Annotated in this window: 17 protein-coding genes and 1 rRNA gene; 10 read left to right on the top strand and 8 right to left on the bottom strand. The window is 40.6% G+C overall.

The genetic code is table 11. The annotated features are described in order from the left end of the window. Positions 1-267: 267 nt before the first annotated feature. A 16S ribosomal RNA gene (locus AC2SLT_RS12360) occupies positions 268-1804 on the bottom strand. A 1631-nt stretch (positions 1805-3435) separates the two neighbouring features. Between AC2SLT_RS12360 and thrS the strand changes: the two genes are divergently transcribed. From thrS to AC2SLT_RS12345, 3 genes are all read left to right on the top strand, one after another. Next, a complete protein-coding gene (gene thrS / locus AC2SLT_RS12355; RefSeq protein ID WP_486547952.1) occupies positions 3436-5349 on the top strand; it encodes a threonine--tRNA ligase in 1914 nt (637 codons plus the stop codon). 145 nt (positions 5350-5494) lie between these two features. Then, positions 5495-5998, top strand: a complete 504-nt coding sequence (gene infC, locus AC2SLT_RS12350) for a translation initiation factor IF-3 (protein WP_486547951.1) — start codon at positions 5495-5497, stop codon at positions 5996-5998. A 377-nt stretch (positions 5999-6375) separates the two neighbouring features. Further along, a complete protein-coding gene (locus AC2SLT_RS12345; RefSeq protein WP_486547950.1) occupies positions 6376-7623 on the top strand; it encodes a toxic anion resistance protein in 1248 nt (415 codons plus the stop codon). Between the two features lie 227 nt (positions 7624-7850). Here the strand turns inward: AC2SLT_RS12345 and ahpC are convergent, their stop codons facing one another. Then, entirely contained in the window at positions 7851-8417 is a 567-nt protein-coding gene (gene ahpC, locus AC2SLT_RS12340; protein ID WP_486547956.1) for an alkyl hydroperoxide reductase subunit C, read from the bottom strand. Positions 8418-9081: 664 nt separating this feature from the next. On the opposite strand from ahpC, the gene AC2SLT_RS12335 reads away from it, so the two are divergent. Beyond that, positions 9082-9996, top strand: a complete 915-nt coding sequence (locus AC2SLT_RS12335) for a hydrogen peroxide-inducible genes activator (protein WP_486547949.1) — start codon at positions 9082-9084, stop codon at positions 9994-9996. A 60-nt stretch (positions 9997-10056) separates the two neighbouring features. Beyond that, complete coding sequence (locus AC2SLT_RS12330) at positions 10057-10920, top strand: HD domain-containing protein (protein WP_486547948.1); 864 nt, start codon at positions 10057-10059, stop codon at positions 10918-10920. Positions 10921-10992: 72 nt separating this feature from the next. On the opposite strand, the gene AC2SLT_RS12325 is transcribed toward AC2SLT_RS12330, so the two are convergent. From AC2SLT_RS12325 to AC2SLT_RS12300, 6 genes are all read right to left on the bottom strand, one after another. Further along, complete coding sequence (locus tag AC2SLT_RS12325) at positions 10993-11703, bottom strand: M48 family metallopeptidase (protein WP_486547947.1); 711 nt, start codon at positions 11701-11703, stop codon at positions 10993-10995. A 24-nt stretch (positions 11704-11727) separates the two neighbouring features. Further along, positions 11728-13227: a DUF1513 domain-containing protein gene (locus AC2SLT_RS12320; protein WP_486547946.1), complete on the bottom strand. Its 1500-nt coding sequence runs from the start codon at positions 13225-13227 to the stop codon at positions 11728-11730. Positions 13228-13241: 14 nt separating this feature from the next. Next, positions 13242-14450 (bottom strand): imelysin family protein, encoded by a 1209-nt coding sequence (locus tag AC2SLT_RS12315; protein ID WP_486547945.1) that lies wholly within the window; start codon positions 14448-14450, stop codon positions 13242-13244. Positions 14451-14823: 373 nt separating this feature from the next. Continuing rightward, on the bottom strand, positions 14824-16536 hold the full coding sequence (locus AC2SLT_RS12310; RefSeq protein WP_486547944.1) for a di-heme oxidoreductase family protein: 1713 nt from the start codon (positions 16534-16536) through the stop codon (positions 14824-14826). A gap of 232 nt (positions 16537-16768) precedes the next feature. Beyond that, complete coding sequence (locus tag AC2SLT_RS12305) at positions 16769-18229, bottom strand: imelysin family protein (RefSeq protein WP_486547943.1); 1461 nt, start codon at positions 18227-18229, stop codon at positions 16769-16771. Between the two features lie 266 nt (positions 18230-18495). Then, complete coding sequence (locus AC2SLT_RS12300) at positions 18496-19152, bottom strand: YiaD family glycine zipper/OmpA-like lipoprotein (protein ID WP_486547942.1); 657 nt, start codon at positions 19150-19152, stop codon at positions 18496-18498. 868 nt (positions 19153-20020) lie between these two features. On the opposite strand from AC2SLT_RS12300, the gene AC2SLT_RS12295 reads away from it, so the two are divergent. The 5 genes from AC2SLT_RS12295 (at position 20021) to minE (ending at position 24612) form a co-directional block, all read left to right on the top strand. Beyond that, positions 20021-20983, top strand: a complete 963-nt coding sequence (locus AC2SLT_RS12295) for an acyltransferase (protein WP_486547941.1) — start codon at positions 20021-20023, stop codon at positions 20981-20983. 119 nt (positions 20984-21102) lie between these two features. Beyond that, complete coding sequence (locus AC2SLT_RS12290) at positions 21103-22185, top strand: hypothetical protein (RefSeq protein ID WP_486547940.1); 1083 nt, start codon at positions 21103-21105, stop codon at positions 22183-22185. 90 nt (positions 22186-22275) lie between these two features. Beyond that, positions 22276-23133, top strand: coding sequence for a septum site-determining protein MinC (minC, locus tag AC2SLT_RS12285; protein WP_486547939.1), 858 nt, complete (start codon positions 22276-22278; stop codon positions 23131-23133). A gap of 379 nt (positions 23134-23512) precedes the next feature. Beyond that, positions 23513-24325 (top strand): septum site-determining protein MinD, encoded by an 813-nt coding sequence (minD, locus tag AC2SLT_RS12280; protein ID WP_486547938.1) that lies wholly within the window; start codon positions 23513-23515, stop codon positions 24323-24325. Positions 24326-24327: 2 nt separating this feature from the next. Continuing rightward, positions 24328-24612 carry a cell division topological specificity factor MinE gene (gene minE, locus AC2SLT_RS12275; protein WP_486547937.1) on the top strand — a complete coding sequence of 95 codons (285 nt, stop codon included), beginning with the start codon at positions 24328-24330 and terminating at the stop codon, positions 24610-24612. Positions 24613-24779: the final 167 nt, after the last annotated feature.

Here is a 24779-nt window from a genome sequence, read left to right as displayed (position 1 = left end):
CCAGCTGAGCTACAGACCCTGAGCGAGGATTTAGATGAAGCACTGCTTCATCCCGAGCGCAAGGAAAATTCTTTAAATAGAATTTTCAAATAACTCAACACCTCAGTAAGCTATAAAACAATAAGTGCAATTTTAGCTTCGCAAGAGAAAATCCCTTAAAGGGGATTTTCTAATCGTTCTGCCTACTAGCATCTGCTCGTTTACAGCTAAAGCTTACTAAAACCAAAGAACAACTTGTTGTGAATTCTTGCTGACCGGATGCGTCAATAAGGAGGTGATCCAGCCGCAGGTTCCCCTACGGCTACCTTGTTACGACTTCACCCCAGTCATCGACCACACCGTGGTGAGCGCCTCCCTTACGGTTAGGCTACCCACTTCTGGTGCAATCAACTCCCATGGTGTGACGGGCGGTGTGTACAAGGCCCGGGAACGTATTCACCGCGGCATTCTGATCCGCGATTACTAGCGATTCCGACTTCATGGAGTCGAGTTGCAGACTCCAATCCGGACTACGATAGGCTTTTTGAGATTCGCATCACATCGCTGTGTAGCTACCCTCTGTACCTACCATTGTAGCACGTGTGTAGCCCTGGTCGTAAGGGCCATGATGACTTGACGTCGTCCCCGCCTTCCTCCAGTTTGTCACTGGCAGTATCCTTAGAGTCCCCGGCCTAACCGCTGGTAACTAAGGAAAAGGGTTGCGCTCGTTGCGGGACTTAACCCAACATCTCACGACACGAGCTGACGACAGCCATGCAGCACCTGTATTCTAATTCCCGAAGGCACTCTCGTATCTCTACAAGATTCTAGATATGTCAAGACCAGGTAAGGTTCTTCGCGTTGCATCGAATTAAACCACATGCTCCACCGCTTGTGCGGGCCCCCGTCAATTCATTTGAGTTTTAACCTTGCGGCCGTACTCCCCAGGCGGTCTACTTATTGCGTTAGCTGCGTCACTAAGGGATCAAGTCCCCCAACGACTAGTAGACATCGTTTACGGCGTGGACTACCAGGGTATCTAATCCTGTTTGCTACCCACGCTTTCGAACCTCAGTGTCAGTATGATGCCAGGAGGCTGCCTTCGCCATCGGTATTCCTTCAGATCTCTACGCATTTCACCGCTACACCTGAAATTCTACCTCCCTCTCACCTACTCTAGCCCAACAGTATCAGATGCAGTTCCCAGGTTAAGCCCGGGGATTTCACATCTGACTTATTAAGCCACCTACGCTCGCTTTACGCCCAGTAATTCCGATTAACGCTTGCACCCTCTGTATTACCGCGGCTGCTGGCACAGAGTTAGCCGGTGCTTATTCTGCAGCTAATGTCATCGCATATGGGTATTAACCATATGGTCTTCTTCACTGCTTAAAGTGCTTTACAACCAAAAGGCCTTCTTCACACACGCGGCATGGCTGGATCAGGGTTGCCCCCATTGTCCAATATTCCCCACTGCTGCCTCCCGTAGGAGTCCGGACCGTGTCTCAGTTCCGGTGTGGCTGATCATCCTCTCAGACCAGCTACAGATCGTCGCCTTGGTAGGCCTTTACCCCACCAACTAGCTAATCCGACTTAGGCTCATCCAATAGCGAGAGCACAAAGTGCCCCCTTTTCCCCGTAGGGTGTATGCGGTATTAATACGAGTTTCCCCGTGCTATCCCCCACTACTGGGCAGATTCCTAAGTATTACTCACCCGTCCGCCGCTCGACGCCTGATAGCAAGCTATCATCGTTTCCGCTCGACTTGCATGTGTTAAGCCTGCCGCCAGCGTTCAATCTGAGCCATGATCAAACTCTTCAGTTTAATCTTGCTATGAAGCTCTTTAAAGAAGCTTCTAAACTTGGCTCATTCTTTTACTAGCAAATTGCTTTTCGTATGTTTCATATAATGAATTAACTTCGAGTTTTTCTGCTTCTAAAGAATGATAATTTTTATAGTTAGTCGTCTACCCGAATAGAGTAAACCCCAACTTTAATTTCTCAGCATCCTAAATCAGCAAAAATCCACACAAGTTGTTCTTTGATTTTAGCTTTTAAATAGTTGACTTATCTTGTCGTCCAAGGTAAGTTATGCAATAGGTAAGATAGGTTAATTGCCTCTCTTACTTATCGGGTTATCAAGTATATCATTATTATGATATCTGTCAACCTTTTATTTACTGCATTTTAAATTCTTTCAATAAGTTATCTCGGTTTTAAACTTCTGCTTTCGCTTTCAGTTCTTAACGTCGTTTCCCTTAATGAGGTGCGTATTATAGACGCTTTAATTTGTGTGTCAAGAGTGTTTTACAGTTATTTTTTAGTTATTTTGATTTTCTTCAAACTTCATTCATTTTTAACTGTCTAAATGATGTTTGTTCACTATAAGCTAGTTAACTGTATAAGTTTTCTTGAACAGGTGGCGTAGTATATATAGTTTTTGAGTTTGGTCAAGGGGGTGGGAGAATTATTTCAGCAAAAATTGAGTATTGTTTTGATCTGAGATATCCAAAAGGTAAACATCATATTAACTACCCGCTCATCGAATTCTAGTTTATCTATATATAGATAATGGTTAACGTCAACATTTAATTAAGACATCCCTTTTTTAATTAAGATATACGCTTTAATTTGTAATCTTAAACGTGGGTTTCGTTGCACTACACCACACGCTACGTATTTTAGAGGCTAGTGTTAGAGACTATAATATGTATCTGACGCTAGGTCCTATGCAACCTAGCTAATAGCTGTTTTTTATTACTCTTCTCGTTACGGCTCTTCTTGTTCTACTTCACTTCTTATTTGCTATCTTTATTTTACCAAGTACCAGCCTTTCAATAACAAGTACATGTACTAAGGTATAGATGACAAAAAGGGCTAACGCTTCATATCTTGAAAGGTAGTCATATATTCTGCAATACATGACGCCTGCCATCACTAGAAACCATATGACCTTTAAAATCAGCTCTTTTCTTTGTGTACTTAACAAAACATCCCACCCCCTTCTAAACAACTAAACCATTGGTTTTAGTTGTTATGTGCTATTTAATTTGCTAATTATTCTAAATGAGCGCTTAACTCTAGTCCGTCTTTTCCAATAAGATAATCTTTCTAACACAGACGATAGTAGCAAGAACATGATGTTGCCGCTAGCCCTGATTGCAGCGGATATACTGCATGAGTGAATGAGGTACGATGGCTTAGTTTGGCTAGGCTCGCGAAGCAAGAGACTTGCCAAACGTTAGCCACCGTGTCATTCACTCATGTAGATAGTAGCGAAAAGCAGGAATAGCTATAAAAACGAATACAAAATCCTTTATAATAGGATGAATAACGACTTATAAACTGGCTTTGAGGTCGGTTTTTCTGTTTTAATGGTTGTGTTTGTTATTTTCGTCACAATTATAAGGGTGATGAATTTTTAATTTATAGTATAAATAATTTGGATTTTAGATTATGGTTGCAATTACTTTGCCTGATGGCAGTGTCAAAGAGTTTGAAGGTGAAACTTCGGTCATGCAAGTGGCTGAAAGCATCGGCCCAGGCCTCGCTAAGGCGACGGTTGCAGGACGTGTGGATGGTCAGCTTGTCGATGCAAGTGACCCAATCACCCATGACGCTAAAGTTGAAATTGTGACCCCAAAAGATGCCGACGGTGTGGATATTATTCGTCACTCTTGTGCGCATTTGCTCGGTCATGCGGTGAAGCAGTTGTACCCAGATGTGAAAATGGTCATCGGCCCGGTGATTGAAGAAGGCTTTTATTATGATATCTATAGTGAAACGCCCTTTACCCCTGATGATATGTCGGCGATTGAAAAACGCATGGCAGAACTTATTAAGCAAAATTATGATGTGATCAAAAAGATGACGCCACGTGATGAGGCGATTAAGATCTTTGAAGAGCGTGGTGAGGATTATAAGTTAAAGCTTATCAATGACATGCCAGAGGAAAAAGAATTTGGCTTATACTTCCACCAAGAATATGTGGATATGTGCCGTGGTCCTCATGTGCCAAATACGCGCTTCTTAAAAGTATTTAAGTTGACTAAAATGAGTGGCGCTTACTGGCGCGGCGATGCTAAAAACGAACAGCTCCAACGTATTTATGGTACTGCATGGGCGGATAAAAAAGATCTAAAAGCCTATATTGAACGTATTGAAGAAGCTGAAAAACGTGACCACCGTAAGATTGGTAAGGCATTAGACCTGTTTCATTTGCAAGAGCAAGCGCCTGGCATGGTCTTTTGGCATCCAAATGGCTGGACCATCTATCAGGTACTTGAACAGTATATGCGAAAAGTTCAGCAGGATAATGGCTACCAAGAGATTAAGACACCGCAAATTGTGGATAGAAGCTTGTGGGAAAAATCTGGACACTGGGAAAACTATGCTGAAAATATGTTTACCACCCATAGTGAAAATCGTGATTATGCCATTAAGCCTATGAACTGCCCTTGCCATGTGCAAGTCTTTAATCAAGGGTTACGCTCTTATCGTGATTTGCCGTTACGCTTGGCAGAGTTTGGTTCGTGCCATCGTAATGAGCCATCAGGTGCCTTGCATGGTATTATGCGGGTTCGCGGCTTTACACAAGATGATGCGCACATTTTTTGTACCAATCAGCAGATCGGTAAAGAGGCATCTGACTTTATTAAGCTGACCTTGGACGTTTATAAAGACTTCGGCTTTGATAATATCGAAATGAAGCTGTCGACGCGACCTGAAAAACGTGTGGGTGCAGACGAGCTTTGGGATGAGGCTGAAAAAGCGTTAGCCGATGCTCTTGATGCGGCTAACCTTGATTGGGAACTACAAGAAGGCGAAGGCGCATTCTATGGTCCGAAAATTGAGTTTAGCTTACGCGACTCTATTGGCCGAGTCTGGCAATGTGGTACGCTGCAATTGGACTTTAATTTACCAAACCGTTTAGAGGCCCATTATATTAATGAGCAAGGCGAACGGGATACACCAGTTATGTTGCACCGCGCTATTTTAGGATCCTTTGAGCGCTTCTTGGGTATGCTTATCGAGCATTATGCAGGTTGGATGCCGGTATGGCTATCTCCTCAACAAGTGGTAGTGATGAACATCACTGATAAACAAGCGGAAGCCTGTGACAATGTCGTGTCAGAACTAAAAAATGCAGGTCTGCGGGCTATTAGTGACTTGCGTAATGAGAAGATAGGATTTAAGATACGAGAAAGAACATTAGAGCGTATCCCCTATATGCTAGTATTGGGGGATAAAGAAGTTGAGTCAGGACAGGTTAACGTGCGTACTCGTGAAGGCGAGAACCTAGGTGTTATGTCTGTGACGGACTTTATTGAATTAATACAGAAAGCAGTCGCCCAAAAGGGACGACAATAGTCTTTAACTTTTAATGCTATATGCCAACCTTGTGAAAAGAGTGAACTGCTGCTTTGAACAAGGTTAGCGTGCTAATGGCGTTAATAATAAAGACTATAAAACCTAAAACTGATGAGGAGTATTACCTATTAAACAGTCAAACCGTTTGAACATCAACGAAGAGATTCAGCAAAAAGAAGTTCGCTTAGTAAAAGAAGATGGCGAACAGATGGGTATTGTCGATATCGATACTGCCCTAAAAGCGGCTCGTGATGACAATCTAGATTTGGTTGAATTGGTACCAGATGCCCAGCCGCCTGTGTGTAAAGTGATGGACTACAAGCGTTACTTGTATGACCAAAAACAAAAGGCGAAAGAGGCTAAGAAAAACCAAAAGCAAACCCAGCTTAAAGAGATGAAGCTACGTCCAAGTACTGAGGAAGCAGATTACCAAGTTAAACTGCGTAAAATTATCAGCTTCTTAGAAGACCAGGACAAAGTGAAAGTAACCATTCGCTTCCGTGGTCGTGAGATGGCTCACCAAGACCTTGGTCGTCAGCAACTTGAGCGTATTATTGAAGATACAGCTGACATCTCAAATGTCGAGCAACATCCAAAAATGGAAGGCCGTCAAATGGGCATGCTACTTGGCCCAACTCGTAAGAAATAATCAATGTGGTATGTCTAATTTGACAATGTGTCATGTAGACAGCGTCATGTTGTGATTTGTTATACACTCTATATAGTAATAATCGCGTACCACCAATTTGCAGTAGCGGATTGGTGGTTTTTTTCCACGTTAAAAAGTGCTCATCAAACTTAAAAGCACTCTTTATATGTGCAACAAGTCCTAAACCAAATTTTCAATCACGCTCTAAACCAAACGCTAAATCACGTTCAAAATAAAGTTACTTTTATTTAATATCATCATAGTCTACTTTCTTGTACTATTTAAAATACAACCTCTTTATTGTTTCGAAAACATTCATTCAACCTTTAAGCCAAAACATTGCTTAATTTAATTGCTCAATTTATAAGGATAACCATATGCAAGAATTAACGCCTCCTGAAAATGCAAAAGCGCCCGCAATCAGTTTGACGCCGCCAGAAGCAGTTAAGGAAGTCCCTGTCACTGAAGCGGATCAAATGGTTAAACTTGATCCTAGTGATATCCCTGAGCTCGATGCAAAAGTTGACGCCTTTATTGATAATGTCTTAACAAGCTCTGTGCAAAGTGATGAATTTAAGCAGAAAGTCCAGTCAATACATAATCTTGGTAATAAGGAAATACGTGAGTCAGCTCAAGTGTCTAACCGTATGTTAGAGCTGCCTTCCAAAAGTTTAAGTAAGGGCTTATTTGATGACTCCCCTATTGCCAAATCCTTAACCGAGCTACGCGGCATTGTCGAAGATTTAGACCCAAGTAAAAAACAGCTAACAAGCTCACGCAAACTGTTTGGTCTGATTCCCTTTGGTAATAAAGTTCAAGATTACTTTCGTGAATACGAATCGTCTCAATCACATATTAATGCGGTGGTAACCAGTCTTTATAACGGTAAAGATGAGCTCATGAAAGACAATGCTATGATTGAGCAAGAAAAAGTCAATATGTGGAACTTGATGGAGTCTATTCGTCAGTATGTCTATGTGGGCAAAAAGATTGACGAGCAGCTAGAGAAAAAGGTCTACGAGATTGAAGCGACAGATCCTGAAAAGGCACGTATTATTAAAGAAGAGATGTTGTTTTATGTGCGCCAAAAAAACACAGACTTCTTGACTCAATTAGCAGTCAATATTCAAGGTTATCTAGCACTTGATACCATTCGTAAAAATAACCTAGAACTGATCAAAGGTGTCGATCGTGCGACGACAACGACGGTTTCCGCATTACGTACGGCAGTCGTGGTTGCTCAAGCCATGACCAATCAAAAACTGGTATTAGATCAAATCAGCGCGCTTAATAAAACGACCAGTAGCTTGATTGAATCTACCTCTGCCATGATGAAGCGTCAATCTACTGAAATTCACGAGCAGGCAACCAGTAGTACTATTGAGCTGGACAAGCTTCAAAATGCATTTAACAATGTCTATGAGACGATGGATATGATTAGCGCTTACAAGGTGCAAGCGCTGGATAATATGAAGCAAACGGTTGATACTTTGACTAACGAAGTCGACAAAGCTCAGAAATACTTAGATAAGAGCAATGAGACCACCATCTTAGAGGTATCAAAAGATATCGACACTAAGAAAATCAGTAATAAACCTAGCAACACCGTTGATATTGATTTATAGAGATTCAGTTTATACTCTGTTGCTTTTTTAGATGTTAGCTTTAAGTGTGTTTTAAAGCAACATTCAAATATTTAACATATAAAAAGCCCCGCTAAGTAAATTAGCGGGGCTTTTGATAACTGCCTAAAAAGGTATATATTAAGTTAGCTTAAATAGCTGATATTTATATACACCTCATTATTAAGTTAAAGTATTATTAAGTTATAGTATCTAAGTTAAACGTCACCTTAGATTTTACCAACTAGGTCTAGGCTTGGCTTAAGAGTGTTTTGACCTTGTTCCCAAGCTGCTGGGCAAACTTCACCGTCGTTGTCACGAACATACTGAGCAGCTTTAACTTTACGTACCATATCTTTAGCGCTACGGCCGATACCTAAGTCATGGATCTCAGCAACTTTAACAACGCCATCTGGATCAACTAAGAATGAACCACGTAAAGCAGCATGCTCTTCTTCGATTAATACATTGAAGCCACGAGCGATATTACCAGTACCATCACCTAACATTGGGTAAGTCACTTTGCCGATTGCTTCAGAAGAATCGTGCCATGCTTTATGTACAAAATGAGAGTCAGTAGATACTGCGTAAACTTCTACGCCTAAACCTTTAAGCTCTTCGTAATGGTTTGCCATATCTTCAAGTTCTGTTGGGCATACGAATGTAAAGTCATGTGGGTAGAACATGAAGATAGCCCATTTACCTTTCACATCATCAGAAGAAATGGTCTTGAATTCACCATTTACGAAAGCTTCAGTCGTAAATTCAGGGATAGTTTGATTGATAATAGATGCCATCATTAAGGCTCCTTTTTTTGTGGGTTTAATTGAATTTAGCTTCTTGCATACTACAAAAGACTGTTCGTAATTATATTATTAATGGACTTTTGCTAATTGCTTATCAAAGTCTAACCTATCATAGCGGTATTGCAATTCTATGACGTGGTTGATTGTGATGGTCGATGGTTAATTTATGTAGCCTTGCATTGAAAAAATCATGGATAAAAGGCATAACAATAACTGATCAATAGGATATTCTGGCTTTAGTTGTTATGACTTGAATATTAGATATGGCAGCTATGGCTACTTAACTAGCAACAATTTGATTTAACCACTCACAACTTGACTTTAATCAAGTGATCTCGTTAACTACGAGTCTTATTATAGCAATCTATAATCTTTAATCTAATTTAAAGATTATAATATGATGTTTTGTTTAACAAAACGTAGACCAATATATTTCGCACCTGTTATGATAACAGTTGCTCACTCTCAAAATGCTCAAATATGTGCTTAATCAAATAGGTGCTTAAATAGCTACTTACTTAATGGTTAATATTTCTTAAAGCAATATATGCTATAGCAATATAACGTACAACGATAATATTTTGTACAACGATAAATAGTACAGTGTGCTACCAAAATTATAAATGAAAAATATTTAATAGATAAGAGAGACTTAATGATTACTTTAAGACAATTAGAATTTGCCCTTGCTGTCGCTAAACATCGCCACTTTAAACGTGCCGCTGAAGAATGCAATATTTCACAATCTGCCTTAAGCTTAGGTATTGCCGAGCTTGAAAAGCAGCTCGATACTCAGATCTTTGAGCGTAATAATAAGCAGGTGCTTATTACACCTATTGGCGAGGAAATCTTAACGCGCGCTCAGCGGGTATTTTCTGAGATCAACGACTTAACCACCCGCGCTCATAGTCACCAAACACCGCTGGCTTATCCTATGTCAGTCGGTATGATTCCGACCATTGCACCGTATTTACTCCCCAAAGTGTTGCCTGAGTTAAAAGCACAATATCCTAACTTTCGTATGACCATCGTAGAGCAACAAACCGAACGTTTGCTAGAGCAAGTACGTTATGGACATATCGATACCGCTATTATCGCACTGCCCTATCCTGTCGAAGGACTGCATACGTTTGAATTTTGGGAAGAGGACTTCTTTGCGATTTTCCCAAGTGACAACCCCTTTGCCAAGTTAGAAACCATCAGTGCAGATCAGCTTGGTAGTACCAACTTAATGCTATTAGGGGAAGGACATTGTTTGACCGATCAAGCGTTGACGGTCTGCTCATTTGATCGCGATGATTATAAGTCTAATTTTTCAGATGCTAGCCTTAATACGCTTATTCAAATGGCTCTCGCGGGTATGGGAACTACCTTAATTCCAGAAATGGCTTTAAAACAAGTGCATCATCAAACCAATGATGTTGCGACTGTTCCCTTATCTGAAAAAGGACCTCATCGCCGTATTGCCTTTGTCACACGCTTGAATTATGCCCGCGTCGATGACATTAATCTATTGGGTAATATTTTTAAAACTGCTTTAGAGAAGTGTGATCAACAAAATGCTTCTTAACGCTCCAGTATTTTGTAAACCATATTCTAATGTATTTTACAAATTAATTGTCTTTTAGCCATGGCATCTAATAATAAAACAACGACGCTGTTCTCTACCTCAATTGTAGATACGCTCCCTCAGTATCCAGATAACCAATCGCGCTCCATTGAGAGGCTAAAAGACCGTTACTATGGACTCTTTACGCGTTTGGCTCAGTCTAATGATAATGATTTTAATCTTTTGAGTGATTTAGAGAATTTAAATGCTTTAGAGGCCGATATACATTCATTATGGGAAGATATTTATTCTCACTATACTCAGCCTCATCGTCATTATCATACGCTAGACCATTTAATGCAGATGTTTGACCATTTTGATGAGGTTAAGCCTTTACTACATAATACAGTCGTTGTCGAACTGGCCATTTGGTATCACGATATCATTTATCAACCTACTTTGAATAATAATGAACAGCAGAGTGCGGATTATTTTAAACAGCAACTGAGAAGTTACTTGCCACCCTCTTTAATTCGCCAAGTAGAGTCGCTCATTATGATGACGACGTCTCATCAACTACTAAATCCTAATGAATTAGCGCATAACCCTCAATCTTGTTGCAATATTGATGATGGTAATAATGGGGAGAGTCATCAAAAACAATCGAAGTGCGGACTTGAGATAGCTCTAGACGATGCGCGGTATTTTTTAGACATGGATTTGGCTATTTTGGGCGCTAAATGGAAGGTTTATAATAAGTATGCGACCCAAGTGCGTTCGGAATATCAGCATATTCCATTAGTAGTCTATAAGAAAGAGCGTTCAGCAATTTTGAATAAATTTTTGGAAAGAGACAGGCTTTATTTCTCAAAAGAATTTTTTGATAAATACGAACAACGGGCACGTCAAAATATTGATCATGAAATTCAGCAACTTTTAAATTAAGAATTGTTTTTAAAGCAGGATATATAAACCCTATTCACAATACCTTGGTTCCTCTGTTCGATCTAATCCCCTTTAATCCACAATCCCTGATTTACCCGCCAGCATATCATGCCAATATTTATAGTCGGGCATAGAACGCTTTACTTCACCCCAAAATGCAGGGCTATGATTGGCATGATGCAAATGACACAACTCGTGTACGATAACATATTCAGTACAGGCTAACGGATAGGCTGGCAGATATACAGAGAGCCAAACCCGCTTAGCTCTGGTATTGCAGCTGCCCCAACGGGTTTTCATTTTTTTAATACGCGTTTCATTGGCCGTTGCACCGACGATGGGTTGCCATTTTGCAAACAACTCAGGCATGACATTTTGTAGCTCTTGTCGATACCAGCGAATCCTTTCTTGCTCACCCATAACCAAACCTTGAGGGTTGCCCCAAAGTGTTACCGGAAGTAGGGTGTTATTGTTATAGCCCTTTTGAGAGTCACCGTTTTGCACCCCATATTGCTTTTTTAAACGCTGACGTTTTAACAAGGTCGCATGGTGATTTATGGCCCAGTCAATACGATGAGAGATTGCGGTCACAATGTCACTTGTAGTGGCATGGTTAGGAGCAGATACAGATAAAAGATTGGGCTTTAGACGAAAGTTAATATTTTTTACCCGCTTACGCGTTACCACAAGCTTGATATCTGCTTCATTTAATAAAGACTCGAGGGCTTGGTAGACACTGGTTGCCTCATTATTATGTTTAGCAGACTTACAGTCAAATAACATCTCATACCTTATTTAAAAACATCCTTATAACTCTAAGGCGTTTAAATGATTGTCAAACGCATAGGGCAGATGCAATTTATCGACATCTAACTTAAAAGAGCTTGTCTGATTAAGACTTAACTGAGTCAAATACCCTTGTCCATCACTGACTAAAAAACGTGCGCTATCATTTTCCGATGGGAACGATCCTCTTGTAGCGTTAGGCCAATTGGCCACACCGGCACAGTCTGCAAGCTCAGTTGCCACCAGCATTTTACCGGTGGTTAAATCAAAAATAGCGGCACAGCCCCCTATCGGACTGGTCGCACAAACTAGATTATGATCAGAGTCGACAGCGACACTAGCAATATAATGGTGGAACCGATGCCAGCCCTTGGTGTCCGCTTTATCTAGCTGCATTGCCGTTAGCTTTGACTCTCCTCGACGATGAGTCAGTACCAAGGGCACACTCAAATGACGCTCACCTTGGAACTGAATACCGATCACCACTGTCCCATTATCATGCATCGCTAAATGACGCACACTCATTTGATTATGCTCAGGATATATTTGTTGCAACAATGTGCCATTATGACGATTAAGATAAACCAGCGACGGCTGCATACTGTCTAAATTTAGCTCTTGCCTTGAGGCACGTTCGGTCTTAATTCCCCCATTTGCTACCACCAATGTCTCACTGTCAGTATGCATCAGCAGTTCATGTGGGCCAATACCATGGGTGGCAAACTCGTCAATTTTTTTATAGCCTGTCGCTACCTCATAAACGCCAATAATACCACTAAAATCTAACGTATTATTTTCTGTGACGTATAACAAATCGCCCGCTAAACTATAACAAGCATGACCATAAAAATGACGATTAGGCTCAGATTTTATGTGATAAATGACGTCTCCACTATGACTGTCCAAAACCCAAAAGCTGTCACTCGGGCGGCGACCCATCACCACTACCTGCGTACTGCCCGCCTGAACGTTCCTCTTATAAGTATGATACTTAGAAGTAGTCTGAGAATTTGAATGGGAGATGCTAAGCGGCTGTATTAAAATATCATGCACCCGCTCTGGCATAAGCGTCTGCCAAATAATTTGGCGATGACTATCAATAGCAACAACGGCAAAAGTATTATTCTTTAAATCTGCAACGCCACTTATCCAATAAGCTGTCTTTATACTATCAGGGGAACTGCTTGTACTATCAGCATCAGAAGGTGTAGCAGACTGATGCTGGTTTACAGACTGAGTTTTCTGAGCAGGTTTAGTGTGTTTAGTAGGTGTACTATTTTGAACGCGCTGTTGAGCACGCTGTAGGGCAGATCCCAGCCCCTCGATATAATCGCGCAGACGCGCATCAGGATTAGCTTGTTTGCGGCCCAGATGATGCGATCCCACTAAGGCAAGCGTTCCCAAACTTGCCAGCCCAACGGTTTTTAAGATGGTTTGTAGACCCGTCGCCAACGTACTGTCGTCGTTGGGATCAGTAAAACATTTCCCCTGACTGCTTGGCTTAAAAATGAATGAGGACATATCTGATCTCAACATTAATCACCATCCGTACTATTAAAGCCTACCTGCACACCGAGTGTTGGCATCAATTGACGTTTAACCAGTCTCGTAAGCTCGGCAAATTTATCATACAATTGTTTCTGAGTGTCAGGGGTAGCGTCAGTCAGATCTTGTGGCATTTGTGCCAATAAGGTTGAAATCTCTGCCAATATTGACGACATCTTATCAGCTAAGGTATCTTGCCCTCCTTCTGAGAGAATGGCTACCAATGCTGGGTCGGTTAAAGCTTTGTTTAACGCGGCTACTTTTGCCGTAATTATTTCTCGACTCTGCCCTGCCGCTTGTGCTGGTAGATGGCCTTTTTTATTGCCTGTTATTCCCAAAGGCTGATCGAGTGAGGTACTCTTGGTAGTTTCAATCAAAGATAGTACTGAATTGATCCAACGGCTTAAACCGACTTTGCTATCTGCTTTGCTAGCTTCTTTGTTGCCTTCTTTGCTATCGGCTTGACTTATACCCATTAATTCTTCTGCCGAGTTATCCCACGCGTTTTCTATATCAGTCAACCTATTCGCCAAGGCGCCACTGGCGCTAACAATATAGTTACACTGAGCCGGAGTTAGTGACTCGTTGGCATATAATACTTCTTCGAGCCCTGGAATACCTTGGACAATGGCACTTTCTGCCGCTAGCTCATCAGCGGTTAAGTTAGGATTGGCATCGATAAGATCAATGACGCCTTGATGGACTAGTCCACGTTCATCAGGATAGTAATTGATATACAGATTACTCATGCTGTCCATCGCTGGACCAAAGTTGATGATTTCTGCCTGTGCCCATGCCTTTGCTAACTCTAACCATTGTCCACGCAGTTCATTAAGTTTATCGCCTTTTAAACCACTATTATTGGCTTGACAGTACTGCGTTGCTAAACTATTTAACGTTCGGCTTTGTTCAGAAATTTGTTGATAAGCTGGTAAAATTTGCGTTTCAGTCACTCCAGTAATATAGCGGTGTGCTGTCTCAGGGGAAATATCGATAGCATCAATCGCAGCTGCATTACCTGTACTGTCTGACTGAGTATCGGTCTGAGTGTCGGTGTCGCTTTTAGCCGCGATCGTTGTGTTTTCGACTTCTTGTTCGTTTGCTGTTTTTTGTCCATCTTCATTTGGCTTGCTACAGCTGATTAAAATACCTGCACTGAGTGCGGATAGCACCATTGCAGCGAGTTGGTGTTTTTTCATATTATTCTCATTTTGTTTATACGTCTTGCCCTAGTTGACTCTATTATAATACGACATACAGTTAATATTGCACTAAAAAGTGGTTCGAATTAATTAGGGTCTGTTTAACATTCAAATGTGGAACTGGCGGAGGCTGTTTTTTAGGCAATATGCAGGGAAATTTTTGACGCTTAGTCATTCTAAGTTAGAAAATTTCACAATATATTGGCAAAAAACAGCCCCGCCCCGCAGGGCTGATGCTAAAATTGCCCCAAACGTTGTTATAAACCTAGCTAAGGTCTAGACATTATCGTCGGTTTACGCCTAGTTTGGAAAACTGCTTTGATAAATTGGTAGCTATCAGCAGTCCTAATATTTGAATGTTCAACAGACCCTATAGTGAATTCAAAAAAGCCTCTAATTCCGTGCGACCTTGCTCATCTAACTGTAAAACTTTTTTCTTATGAGCCTCAGCTTCGCCACCATGCCAAAGCACAGCTTCCATCAGGGTTCGCGCTCGCCCATCGTGTAAAAATGTCGCTTGCGAATCTACCGTTTGCGCCAACCCTGTACCCCAAAGTGCAGGCGTTCGCCACTCATATGAGGTCGCTAAAAACTCAACCTTAGCGTCTTTAGGAGCAAGTATCCCGGCAATGGTACGATCTGCCAATTCCTCACCCATATCATGTAATAATAAATCAGTATAAGGATAAATGATCTGACCTTGCTGTTCTAAATTGTCATCGTTGCCTTTTGGTAATTGATAACGCGGTGTATGGCAGTCCTGACAACCGATATCAAAGAAACGTTTCTTACCTGCTAATACTGTTGCATCGTTAGCATCTCGCCGATCAGGAACTGCTAAATTTTTGGTATAAAATTCAACAAATTTTGCCACATCATCACTGACCTCAACGGGTGACTTGCCATCGCCTTGATCATCAGCCCCTGTCGGTGCTTTAAGACACTGGGGTTGATTTTTAGTACAGGACTCTATAGGACGTATACGTGATGTCAGTCCCATATCTTCGTTAAAGGCGCTCATATTTTGAGTAAAAAGGCGAGTCTGACCAGCTTTCCAGCCAAACCTGCCCAATGCCTGCTTACCAGTTTGAGGATCTAAAACCACATTATATTTGCCACTGATGCCGTCTTTATTTTTATCCTCTGCATCTGCTTGACGCTTAATCGCCTCATCAGGAATATACTCAAGAAGGCCCAACCCTATCATCGGCAATGCCACACGGGGAGATAGCATAAGCTCTTGACTAAAAGAACCATATCCTGGGTTTTTTAATTGAAAATTGGGTCGACGCAGGGTGACCACATGACCATCGGCAAACGTCACCGGTACCTGTGTCCATTTGACCGATATTTTGGCTTCAGCAGGCACTCCTTGAATACCTCTATCTTGCAGTTGACCACCATAGACCGGGTGTATTACCTTTTCAATTTGCGAGTTATTCAAAGCATCGATTTGCTCAGGTGTGGTCGCCGGCATTGCTAATCGTATCAGTAAACTGTCCGCATTATCGTCTGCAGTCATCGGCGCATGCCCGCGCCCATCTTTTATATGACAAGACTGGCAAGCGGCGACGTTAAATAACGCCCCTAACCCATCTCGACTATCAGTGCTGGCAGGAGCGACTACCCAAGGCTGCTTAAAAAAAGCATTGCCAATAAAGAAATCGCCTTTTCGTGAGGCGGTAATATTTGACGAGGGCTTAGAGTAGCTTTCAGCCGAGGTAATGGCGATACCCGTCTCTCCCCCTTGCTTGATTTCCTGCGGGTCAAAAGTAGCTAGCTGGGTCAAAGGCACACCTGCCAATGCTTCGATAATCTGTGTTCGTTCACTCTGATCTTTTTGAGATTGCGACTTCTTTGATGCTTCTTTGTCAGTGTCATCTGCCGGTTGCTGACAGCCACTCATACCTAATAAGGTAAAGCCAATGAGCGATACCCCTAGAACTTGAGTCAATCTATGCTTTTTTAGCCTTAACGTGCTTAGTCTTCCTACTTCATTTGAATTCAACTCTTCTACAGTCGCTTTATAGACACGATTTGAAACTCGGCTAAAGCTTGAGCTTGGTAAATGACGGTGTTTCATAATGAGTCCTCAAATGACACTGGTCAATTTTAAAAAGGGTAACTGACAAAGCAAAACACGTTACCAGATAACCACTGGTAACGTGTCTATTTTATAATGTTAGACGAGAATGTTAGACGAGATAACTGGATAAGACAGCTCATAAATATTCTAGGTTAATTCGGGACCTGTATAGAAATCCTCTATTGATATTGAATATAAGCCATCAAACTTGAATTAAATCTATTTAGGCTTAAAACTGCGAACCGGTATCCGCATCTAAGTTTTCTATACCAATGCTTTTTGCTGAATACTCGATAGCATCTGTCAAAGACTTTAGATCATTAATAGCAGACTCAACCCAGCCACGTCGTTTATTTTGGTCATCCGCAGTAACACCTTGCTTGCTCGCTTGACCAACTGTTGCAATCATTTGATCGACTTTAATGCCGTTCTCTTCACCTTGAGTCACTATGGTATCAAAGCTTGATGCAACTTTTTTAAACTCAGCGTCTAGCTTGTCAGCGGCGTCTGTTTGTCCCGCATCTATTAAAAACTGTTTAATGCCATAATCGCCGACTGTTGACCCTGAAACGGTCTTATACTGACCGTTGAATACGTTATCGATACCACGCGCATTATTTGCATAGCTGAGATGCGTCAAGTCACTGAAACACTCATGCTCATCTTCGGTAGAGCCAGTAACAAAAGCAACCTGCATACGCTCTGAGGCAAGCTCTCCAAGTGCCAAACTCCCCATTTGATAAAAAATCTGACGCACCGCATTGTCACTACTACGCGCCATCAAATCACTACGCAATGTATTTTCTGAATTGGGTTGCCACTGTGCCACCATGTCGCTCAGATCATCAACCAATAGTTGGGCTGCTGCCTCAAGATAATCGCCACGTCTTTCACAGATATCATCATCACTCGGATTGCCCACACCACTGGTACATTGGTCATCTTCCATATAATCGCTTACGGGGCGATTACCAGCACCTTCGCCAACACCGTTAGTATCCTGACCCCATAATAAAAACTCTATGGCATGGTAGCCAGTGGTCACATTTGCTTCACTACCGCCAATTTCATTCATGTCGGCCAGTAATTCTGGGGTAATCTCGCTGGTGTCTTGTTCAATGCTACCCACTGTAATATGGTCTGAATTTATAATATTATCTTTACTATTATATTCACCCGCGTAACCTTCTGACACATAGTCAATCAAAGCTTCGTCTAACGGCCAAGCATTAACTTGACCTTCCCAACCATCAACACTACCTATCTCTCGGTTATCATTGGCAGTCACAAACCCTTCATCAAAGCGGAATACCTCGGTTTGCGAATAAGGCTGACGGGCTGCTTTATAAGCGGCTTTTGCTGCTTCTAAGTTGGCTTCAGTGGGGTCATCTACAAAGGTATCTATCGCAGCTTGTAGTTTTTTTGCTTCATTTAATGAATCTTCATAAGAGGCCAATGCCATATCAGCATAACTGGTCAGTAGTTTATCGACAGAAGCTTGATCACCTTCACTGGCTGTAGTACGCTCAGCATCATTGGCAGTAGTGGCGACTTTAGCATTGGTGGTATCATCAGCTTGCTCTGTGTCCTCTTTTGAGCAACCTGTTAACGTTATTGTCCCGATGACTGTAGCTATTAATGCAGTGGTTAGTTTGAATTTGATCAAGTTTTTCTGTGTTATTAAAGCCATAAATTATTCTCTAATTAAGTTTTAGTTCTGCGTCGTGATAATTTGGGATCTCAAATCGGTCTATTGAATTAAAAGTTCTAGAGAGTTACAAAAGCAACCTTTCATTATTAATTAAGAATTATAGTGGTATTGATAACCATTATCAATACAAAAAGTAAATAACTTAACATTTAGGCAAATTTTAGGTAAAAAAATAAGCCAGTCATGACTGGCTTATTTTAAAGACAAGGAGGATTAAAAAGAACTTAAATTAACAATGACTTATATTAGTTTAAGTTTTGAGGAGCGTTGATTTTAATTTCCACACGACGGTTTTGCTGTCTACCTTGCTCAGTATTGTTGTTACCAATAGGTTGGTTTTGACCATAACCCATAGTTCGGATACGATATCTTGAAACGCCACGGTTAACTAGATAACTTGCAACTGCTTGGGCACGGCGCTCAGAAAGACCTTGGTTATAAGAGGCATTACCTGTGCTATCAGTATGACCGGCAATATCTAATGTCGTTTGGTCATATTGGTTCATCGTGGTAGCTAGCTTATTCAACGTATTATAAAACGATGAATTAATGTTAGTACTGTCATGAGCGAATGTAATATTACCTGGCATAACAAGGTCAATGTCACCCGTTGTTGGGTTGCGGTTGACTTCTACGCCTGTACCTTCCATTTGCTGTTTTAACTGTTTTTCTTGCTTTTCCATATACAAGCCAACAGCACCACCAAGTGCAGCACCAATCGCTGCATCACGACCAGTATGCTCACCACCAGTTGCCTTAGAAATACCGGCACCTGCAACCGCACCACCTAGAGCACCTAATACACCTTTATTAATAGATTGTTGACCTGTTGCAGGATCAGTCGCACAACCGGCTAACGCCAAAGAAGAAGCCAAAGCAGTAATCATAAGTTGGTTTTTCATAATAAATTCCTCAATTTAAGTCCATAAATTTAAACACTATTTCTATAACATTGTATTCATACAAAACTATATATAGAAAATGCTACTTTATAAAATATCTTCGAATCGTATACTTTCAAATCAAATACTATTCTGTCTAATACTTGTATATCACATAGTATAATAGAAAGTTTCTCTTAATAAAGTTAGCAAATGTTTCATAGGTTATTATGCCTAATATATACATTTTGCATCTATCAATTATGTAATAAATTGTCAGTTTGCTGTATTATATGTAGTATTCATATCACAGTGTTAACCCTCTTAATACTTTATTACAAATACTGTATTATTCCAAATACTGTATTATTCCAAATACCGTATTATTCCAAATACCGTATTCCAAATTTTCTTTATTGAATGCATTCCTATAACTCACTCATAAATATTACTCTTCTTCTTAAGCAAATATAGTAAATTATTTTCATAATCAAAATAACGTTCTAAATTTACGTTTTATCGTTGTCATTTCTGCAGTCTCTGGTTTACAATCGTAAACAGAAAAATTAAATAAGAATGCTCATAGTAATTTCTATTTAACAGTGTCGTCTATTTACAGTAAAACCTATTAGCCATATGAGTTGGTATTTAAAAAGATAATCAGAAATGTCATCTTGTACTGCCCTATATTAATGTTAGTCTCATTAAGTATAAGTTAACGCATTGTAAAGCAAATTCCGTTATCTAACTAAGCTCTTATCTATTTGATGATACTCCTAGGTCAATACATCACTAGCTTAATCTTAATATAGCCATAGGCATCAGCTCTATAATACTTAATCACCTCGATGCTTGATTCTAATAACTACTAATCACTTCGGTCTAAATTATGAAAAGTAAAATAAAAAACATCTATCAAAAACTACATACTAAAGCCCCATCAATAGGGAAAGTGGCCTCATTTACTACAGCAGCAGGGGTTATAGGTGCCAACACCTTTACATTTGGTGGGCCATTATGGATGCTTGGCATGACCAAAGTAATGACGGGCTCAAATGTGGCTGATAGCAACGTTATCAAAATTGCTAAGCATTGGATTGGGACGAATAACAAACTGATAGACAGCGTATTGCCTGAGCGCGACTGGCGTATTGACATCCCTGATGACCTTGAACAAGATAAGCAATATCTACTTATTAGCAACCACTTATCTTGGGTAGATACCACTATCGTACAATATATTAGCCAAGATCGACTGCCGTTGACTCGATTTTTTACCAAATTTAACCTAATCTATATTCCTGTCGTCGGTCAAGCCTTTTACTTTTTAGACTTCCCAATGATGAAACGTCACACTAAGGAAGAAATTGCTAAAAATCCAGAGTTAAAAAATCGCGATATTTTGGAAGCAAAACGAGCCTGTGAACTTCTAAAAGACAAACCTTTTGCCTTACTCAACTATCTCGAAGGGACGCGCTTCACTCCTGAAAAGCGTGATGCCCAAAAATCGCCTTATAAGAACTTATTAAAACCTAAAGCAGGCGGTATATCCCTTGCTATTCAAGCGCTTGGTCCTCAAATTGATGGTATCTTGGATATGACCATCGTGTACCCTGATGGTAGCCCTTCTTATGGTGATTTATGGAAAGGAGATGTAAAACGGCTAGGGGTGCATATGCAACGTATTGATATCCCACAATCGTTATTTACCTCTATCGAAGAAGGTGATTATAACAATGATGACGATATGAAGCAGACCATGTACGCATGGTTAGATGAGATTTGGCGTCAAAAAGACGAGCAAATTGATCGCATGCTTGCAGATTTTGAAAATTCGCCAAAGCCTTTGTAACTTTGTGTCTTCATGATGGCGTAATGGCATATAGAAGCTGAATTCATCAGTTAAAATCAGGATTAAAAGTCAACTGAACCTTATTTAAGGTCAACTCAACTTATAGGCTTTGCAACCGCATGACAGACTTAAAAGATACCCCTGAGCATACTCAGGATCAGGGCAGCCCTAATAACGTACCAACTGCTTATTCAAACCCGTCAAAACATAAAACAGCAACCAGACTGTCATTGTTTTACGATATTATTATGCTGTTAGTTATTATTGTTGATTTATCTATTATAGGTATTGATCTATTACTGATGAGCAAGTTTGCCGCTCAGCTCGCCGACTGGTTAAGTTTAACGCACTCTTATAATTACTATACCCAAAATATTCATCAACCTCTTAGAGTGTTAGGCGGATTCTTTACTATATTTTTGATCACAGAGTTGGTATTTCGTTGGTTGCTATCTATTGTATCTAAAGAGTATAGCCGTTGGTTCTTTTTCCCCTTTGCCCATTGGTATGAAGTTATTGGTTGTTTTCCTCAGTTTCGCGCCTTTCGTCTGTTACGTGCCTTTTTTATCGGCCGCAAACTGTATCAAATGGGCTATCAGGTTTTACCAAAGAGCTGGATTAAGACCGGGAAGTTTTATTATGATGTTGCATTTGAAGAGTTATCAGACCGTGTCATCTTGACTGCTACGGACAATTTGCGTCAGCAGTTTGCTGATGAACAGGCGAACCAGCGCTTTATCGAAGACACGCTGAATAAAAACCGTCTTAACATCCAGTCGATGCTCTCCTCGATGCTAAAACAAGAGCTTTCTCCGCAATTGGTTAAGCTGGCTCATAGTGATGCCTCTAAAGAGCTATCAGTCCAAGTTGGCTTAGCGGTTCAAGAAGCGTTAAATAATACGCCAGAGTTACGCCGATATTTGCGTATGATTCCTATTGCAGGGGGCTTAATTGAGAGTCAAATTCACGTTATTAGTCAAAATATTGGCGAGAACATCACTAAACGCTTGTTGTCACATTTAACCCAAACTGAAATAACAGATGTTATTATTGATGAGGTTGCGAACACTATAGCGAATATTGACCTCAATAACCCTGAGCTTGAAAACCTTGTCGAAAGTATTGTCAATGACGGATTGACCGCATTTGAACAACAGGTTAAAGTTCAACAATGGAAACACCAAGAATACCTGCATCTTTAACTTAGAGCTGTTCTGATGCAGACCTGTTAAAATCATAATTAATAACTATACTTATTCATAACTTTGCGTCGCTTATTCTAAGGATTTTTTATGACAGCCTCGAACGATGCTATTCCTGCATTAAAAATGTATGGCAAGATGCTCGCTTTTACACGCATAAAGTTGCAAACAGCTGAGCTTAAGCAAATTGAAGAATACCTTGCAGCAAACTTAAGCAGTAAAAGCAGTCAAATCCCGGTTATCATTGAATCAGATATAGAACAAGATTTAGCTGCTTTGGTAGAGCTTTTTTGGTCATGGGGACTACAACCCATAGGGGTAATGACTGGTATTTTAGATGAGGCCGCCAAAACGTTAAGGCTTGCTATTTTCCCTGGGGACGGTAAGCGAATCGAACGTATTCGCCCCACTAAAAGAGCACACAATTCCGCAGCAACTCAAACCTCTGTATCAGTCGCAGACCCAGTCGACACTAATGAAAGTGTTGACCACCCTAATGGTAATACGGTTACTGCTGGTCAACCTCAAAATGACTCGGGTGGTAATAATGCTTTAGTTGACAATAGTGTCTTAATTGAAGATAGCACTATTGAGGACGATACTGAAACGATGACTACCGTTTTTTATGATCAAATGCTACGCTCCGGTCAAAGTATCAACCATGTTGGTGGTGATTTAGTATTGACCAATAGTGTCAATAACGGGGCGGAAGCTATAACAGACAACAGCTTACACATTTATGGACGCGCTCAGGGTCGTTTGGTAGCGGGTGCAACAGGTGATAAAGATGCCAGAATATTTTGCCAACGCTTCAATCCCTCGTTAGTGTCTGTCGCAGGCACCTACTGCTTAAATGATAGCATCCCAAAAGATATGATCGATAAACCGGTTCAAGTTAGGTTTGTGGAAGGTCAAGGGCTGGTATTTGAAATACTCAATAACAATTGAATCAGAGCCTTTCAATAAGGACTAAGATGAAAGATAAAATTCAGTATTCTTTTAATAAGGACATTAAATGCTATTGAGATCACAGACGTCTATTAAGCCAATATCAACATTTTCTTAATTATCTAGGGTGTTAAGCTAATCATTAATTTTACTGATATGCACTTATCATAAAGCGAATACTGTTACTTTACCATCATCTGTGATAATCTAATGATATAAAAATTTGACTTTTTTTGGTGCATAAATATTCGTTGATTTTTGACTATCGCTGTTGAATCTTTTCAGGGTCAACAGGTGTATTTAGTCAACGTTGCACCTAGCTTTAATATAGTTGTAGGAACTTATTGTCCCTTTTTTAGATTTATAGGAGTATGCCATAGTGGCAAAGATCGTTGTAATTACCTCTGGTAAAGGCGGCGTCGGTAAAACTACGACCAGTGCTTCATTTGCCGCAGGCTTAGCATTACGTGGTTATAAAACAGTCGTCATCGACTTCGATGTTGGGTTACGCAATCTAGATTTATTGATGGGTTGTGAAAACCGTATCGTTTATGATTTCGTTGACGTCATTTTAGGTAATGCCCGCTTATCGCAGGCGTTGGTAAAAGACAAGCAGTTAGATAACTTATTTATTCTTCCTGCCAGTCAAACGCGTGATAAAGATGCCCTGACTGATGAGGGTGTGGCCGAAGTCATGGAAGAGCTGTCTAAGCAGTTCGATTATATTATCTGTGACTCGCCAGCTGGTATCGAGCGTGGCGCTCAGCTTGCCATGTATCATGCAGATGAAGCTATTATCGTTACTAACCCAGAGATATCCTCAGTTCGTGACTCAGATCGCATTATAGGCGTTCTTCAAAGCCGTACTAAGAAAGCGGAAGAAGGTACAGGTAGTGTACGAGAGCATTTGGTTATAAACCGCTACAATCCTGAACGTGCTGCCGCAAAAGAGATGATGGATATTGATACTATCTCAAATGATATTCTAAAAGTGCCTTTACTGGGTGTTGTCCCTGAGAGCAATACCGTACTTGAAGCTTCCAATCATGGTGAGCCTGTCATTCATTACCCAGACTCTATTGCTGGTCAATGTTACGATGATATCGTTGCACGCTTCTTGGGCGAACAAAGACCATTACGTCACATTGATGTTAAGAAGAAAAGTTTCTTACAACGCTGGTTTGGGGGTTAAAGATGTCGAGAAAAAAAGGTTTTTGGGGTAGTCTGTTTGGCACAGAGACTAAAAGCTCAGGTAGTGCTAATACAGCTACTGAGCGGCTTAAAGTCATTGTTGCCAGTGAAAACCGTTTAAACTCACGTTTAACCACTGATCGTATTGAGAAAATGAAACGTGAAATTTTAGAAGTGGTTAATAAGTATGTGAATGGGGTTCAAATTGACGATGTGAATATTAATCATCGTCATGAAGACAACCTGGATGTATTAGAAATGAATATCAACTTACCAGAAAGCAAATAACGCTACTGGTACATTACACTGGTAAGACCGTATTCGATCTAATATTACTTAGCTTGCGATAAATAAATTTAAAAAGCGCTGTCAGGGATTGACAGCGCTTTTTTGTATTTATTGGGTATTTAAAAAATTGAGTGTTTAAAAAACTGGGTATTAAAACACCAAGACAA

Source organism: Psychrobacter sp. CX18, from assembly GCF_057396215.1.
This window is presented reverse-complemented; position numbering and strand designations above follow the sequence as displayed.

What these genes read in the sequence shown, in the direction of transcription:
- thrS (WP_486547952.1), top strand. Translation starts at nt 3,436, where the DNA reads ATGGTTGCAATTACTTTGCCTGATGGCAGTGTCAAAGAGTTTGAAGGT.
- AC2SLT_RS12345 (WP_486547950.1), top strand. Translation starts at nt 6,376, where the DNA reads ATGCAAGAATTAACGCCTCCTGAAAATGCAAAAGCGCCCGCAATCAGT.
- ahpC (WP_486547956.1), bottom strand. Translation starts at nt 8,417, where the DNA reads ATGGCATCTATTATCAATCAAACTATCCCTGAATTTACGACTGAAGCT.
- AC2SLT_RS12335 (WP_486547949.1), top strand. Translation starts at nt 9,082, where the DNA reads ATGATTACTTTAAGACAATTAGAATTTGCCCTTGCTGTCGCTAAACAT.
- AC2SLT_RS12330 (WP_486547948.1), top strand. Translation starts at nt 10,057, where the DNA reads ATGGCATCTAATAATAAAACAACGACGCTGTTCTCTACCTCAATTGTA.
- AC2SLT_RS12325 (WP_486547947.1), bottom strand. Translation starts at nt 11,703, where the DNA reads ATGTTATTTGACTGTAAGTCTGCTAAACATAATAATGAGGCAACCAGT.
- AC2SLT_RS12320 (WP_486547946.1), bottom strand. Translation starts at nt 13,227, where the DNA reads ATGTCCTCATTCATTTTTAAGCCAAGCAGTCAGGGGAAATGTTTTACT.
- AC2SLT_RS12315 (WP_486547945.1), bottom strand. Translation starts at nt 14,450, where the DNA reads ATGAAAAAACACCAACTCGCTGCAATGGTGCTATCCGCACTCAGTGCA.
- AC2SLT_RS12310 (WP_486547944.1), bottom strand. Translation starts at nt 16,536, where the DNA reads ATGAAACACCGTCATTTACCAAGCTCAAGCTTTAGCCGAGTTTCAAAT.
- AC2SLT_RS12305 (WP_486547943.1), bottom strand. Translation starts at nt 18,229, where the DNA reads ATGGCTTTAATAACACAGAAAAACTTGATCAAATTCAAACTAACCACT.
- AC2SLT_RS12300 (WP_486547942.1), bottom strand. Translation starts at nt 19,152, where the DNA reads ATGAAAAACCAACTTATGATTACTGCTTTGGCTTCTTCTTTGGCGTTA.
- AC2SLT_RS12295 (WP_486547941.1), top strand. Translation starts at nt 20,021, where the DNA reads ATGAAAAGTAAAATAAAAAACATCTATCAAAAACTACATACTAAAGCC.
- AC2SLT_RS12290 (WP_486547940.1), top strand. Translation starts at nt 21,103, where the DNA reads ATGACAGACTTAAAAGATACCCCTGAGCATACTCAGGATCAGGGCAGC.
- minC (WP_486547939.1), top strand. Translation starts at nt 22,276, where the DNA reads ATGACAGCCTCGAACGATGCTATTCCTGCATTAAAAATGTATGGCAAG.
- minE (WP_486547937.1), top strand. Translation starts at nt 24,328, where the DNA reads ATGTCGAGAAAAAAAGGTTTTTGGGGTAGTCTGTTTGGCACAGAGACT.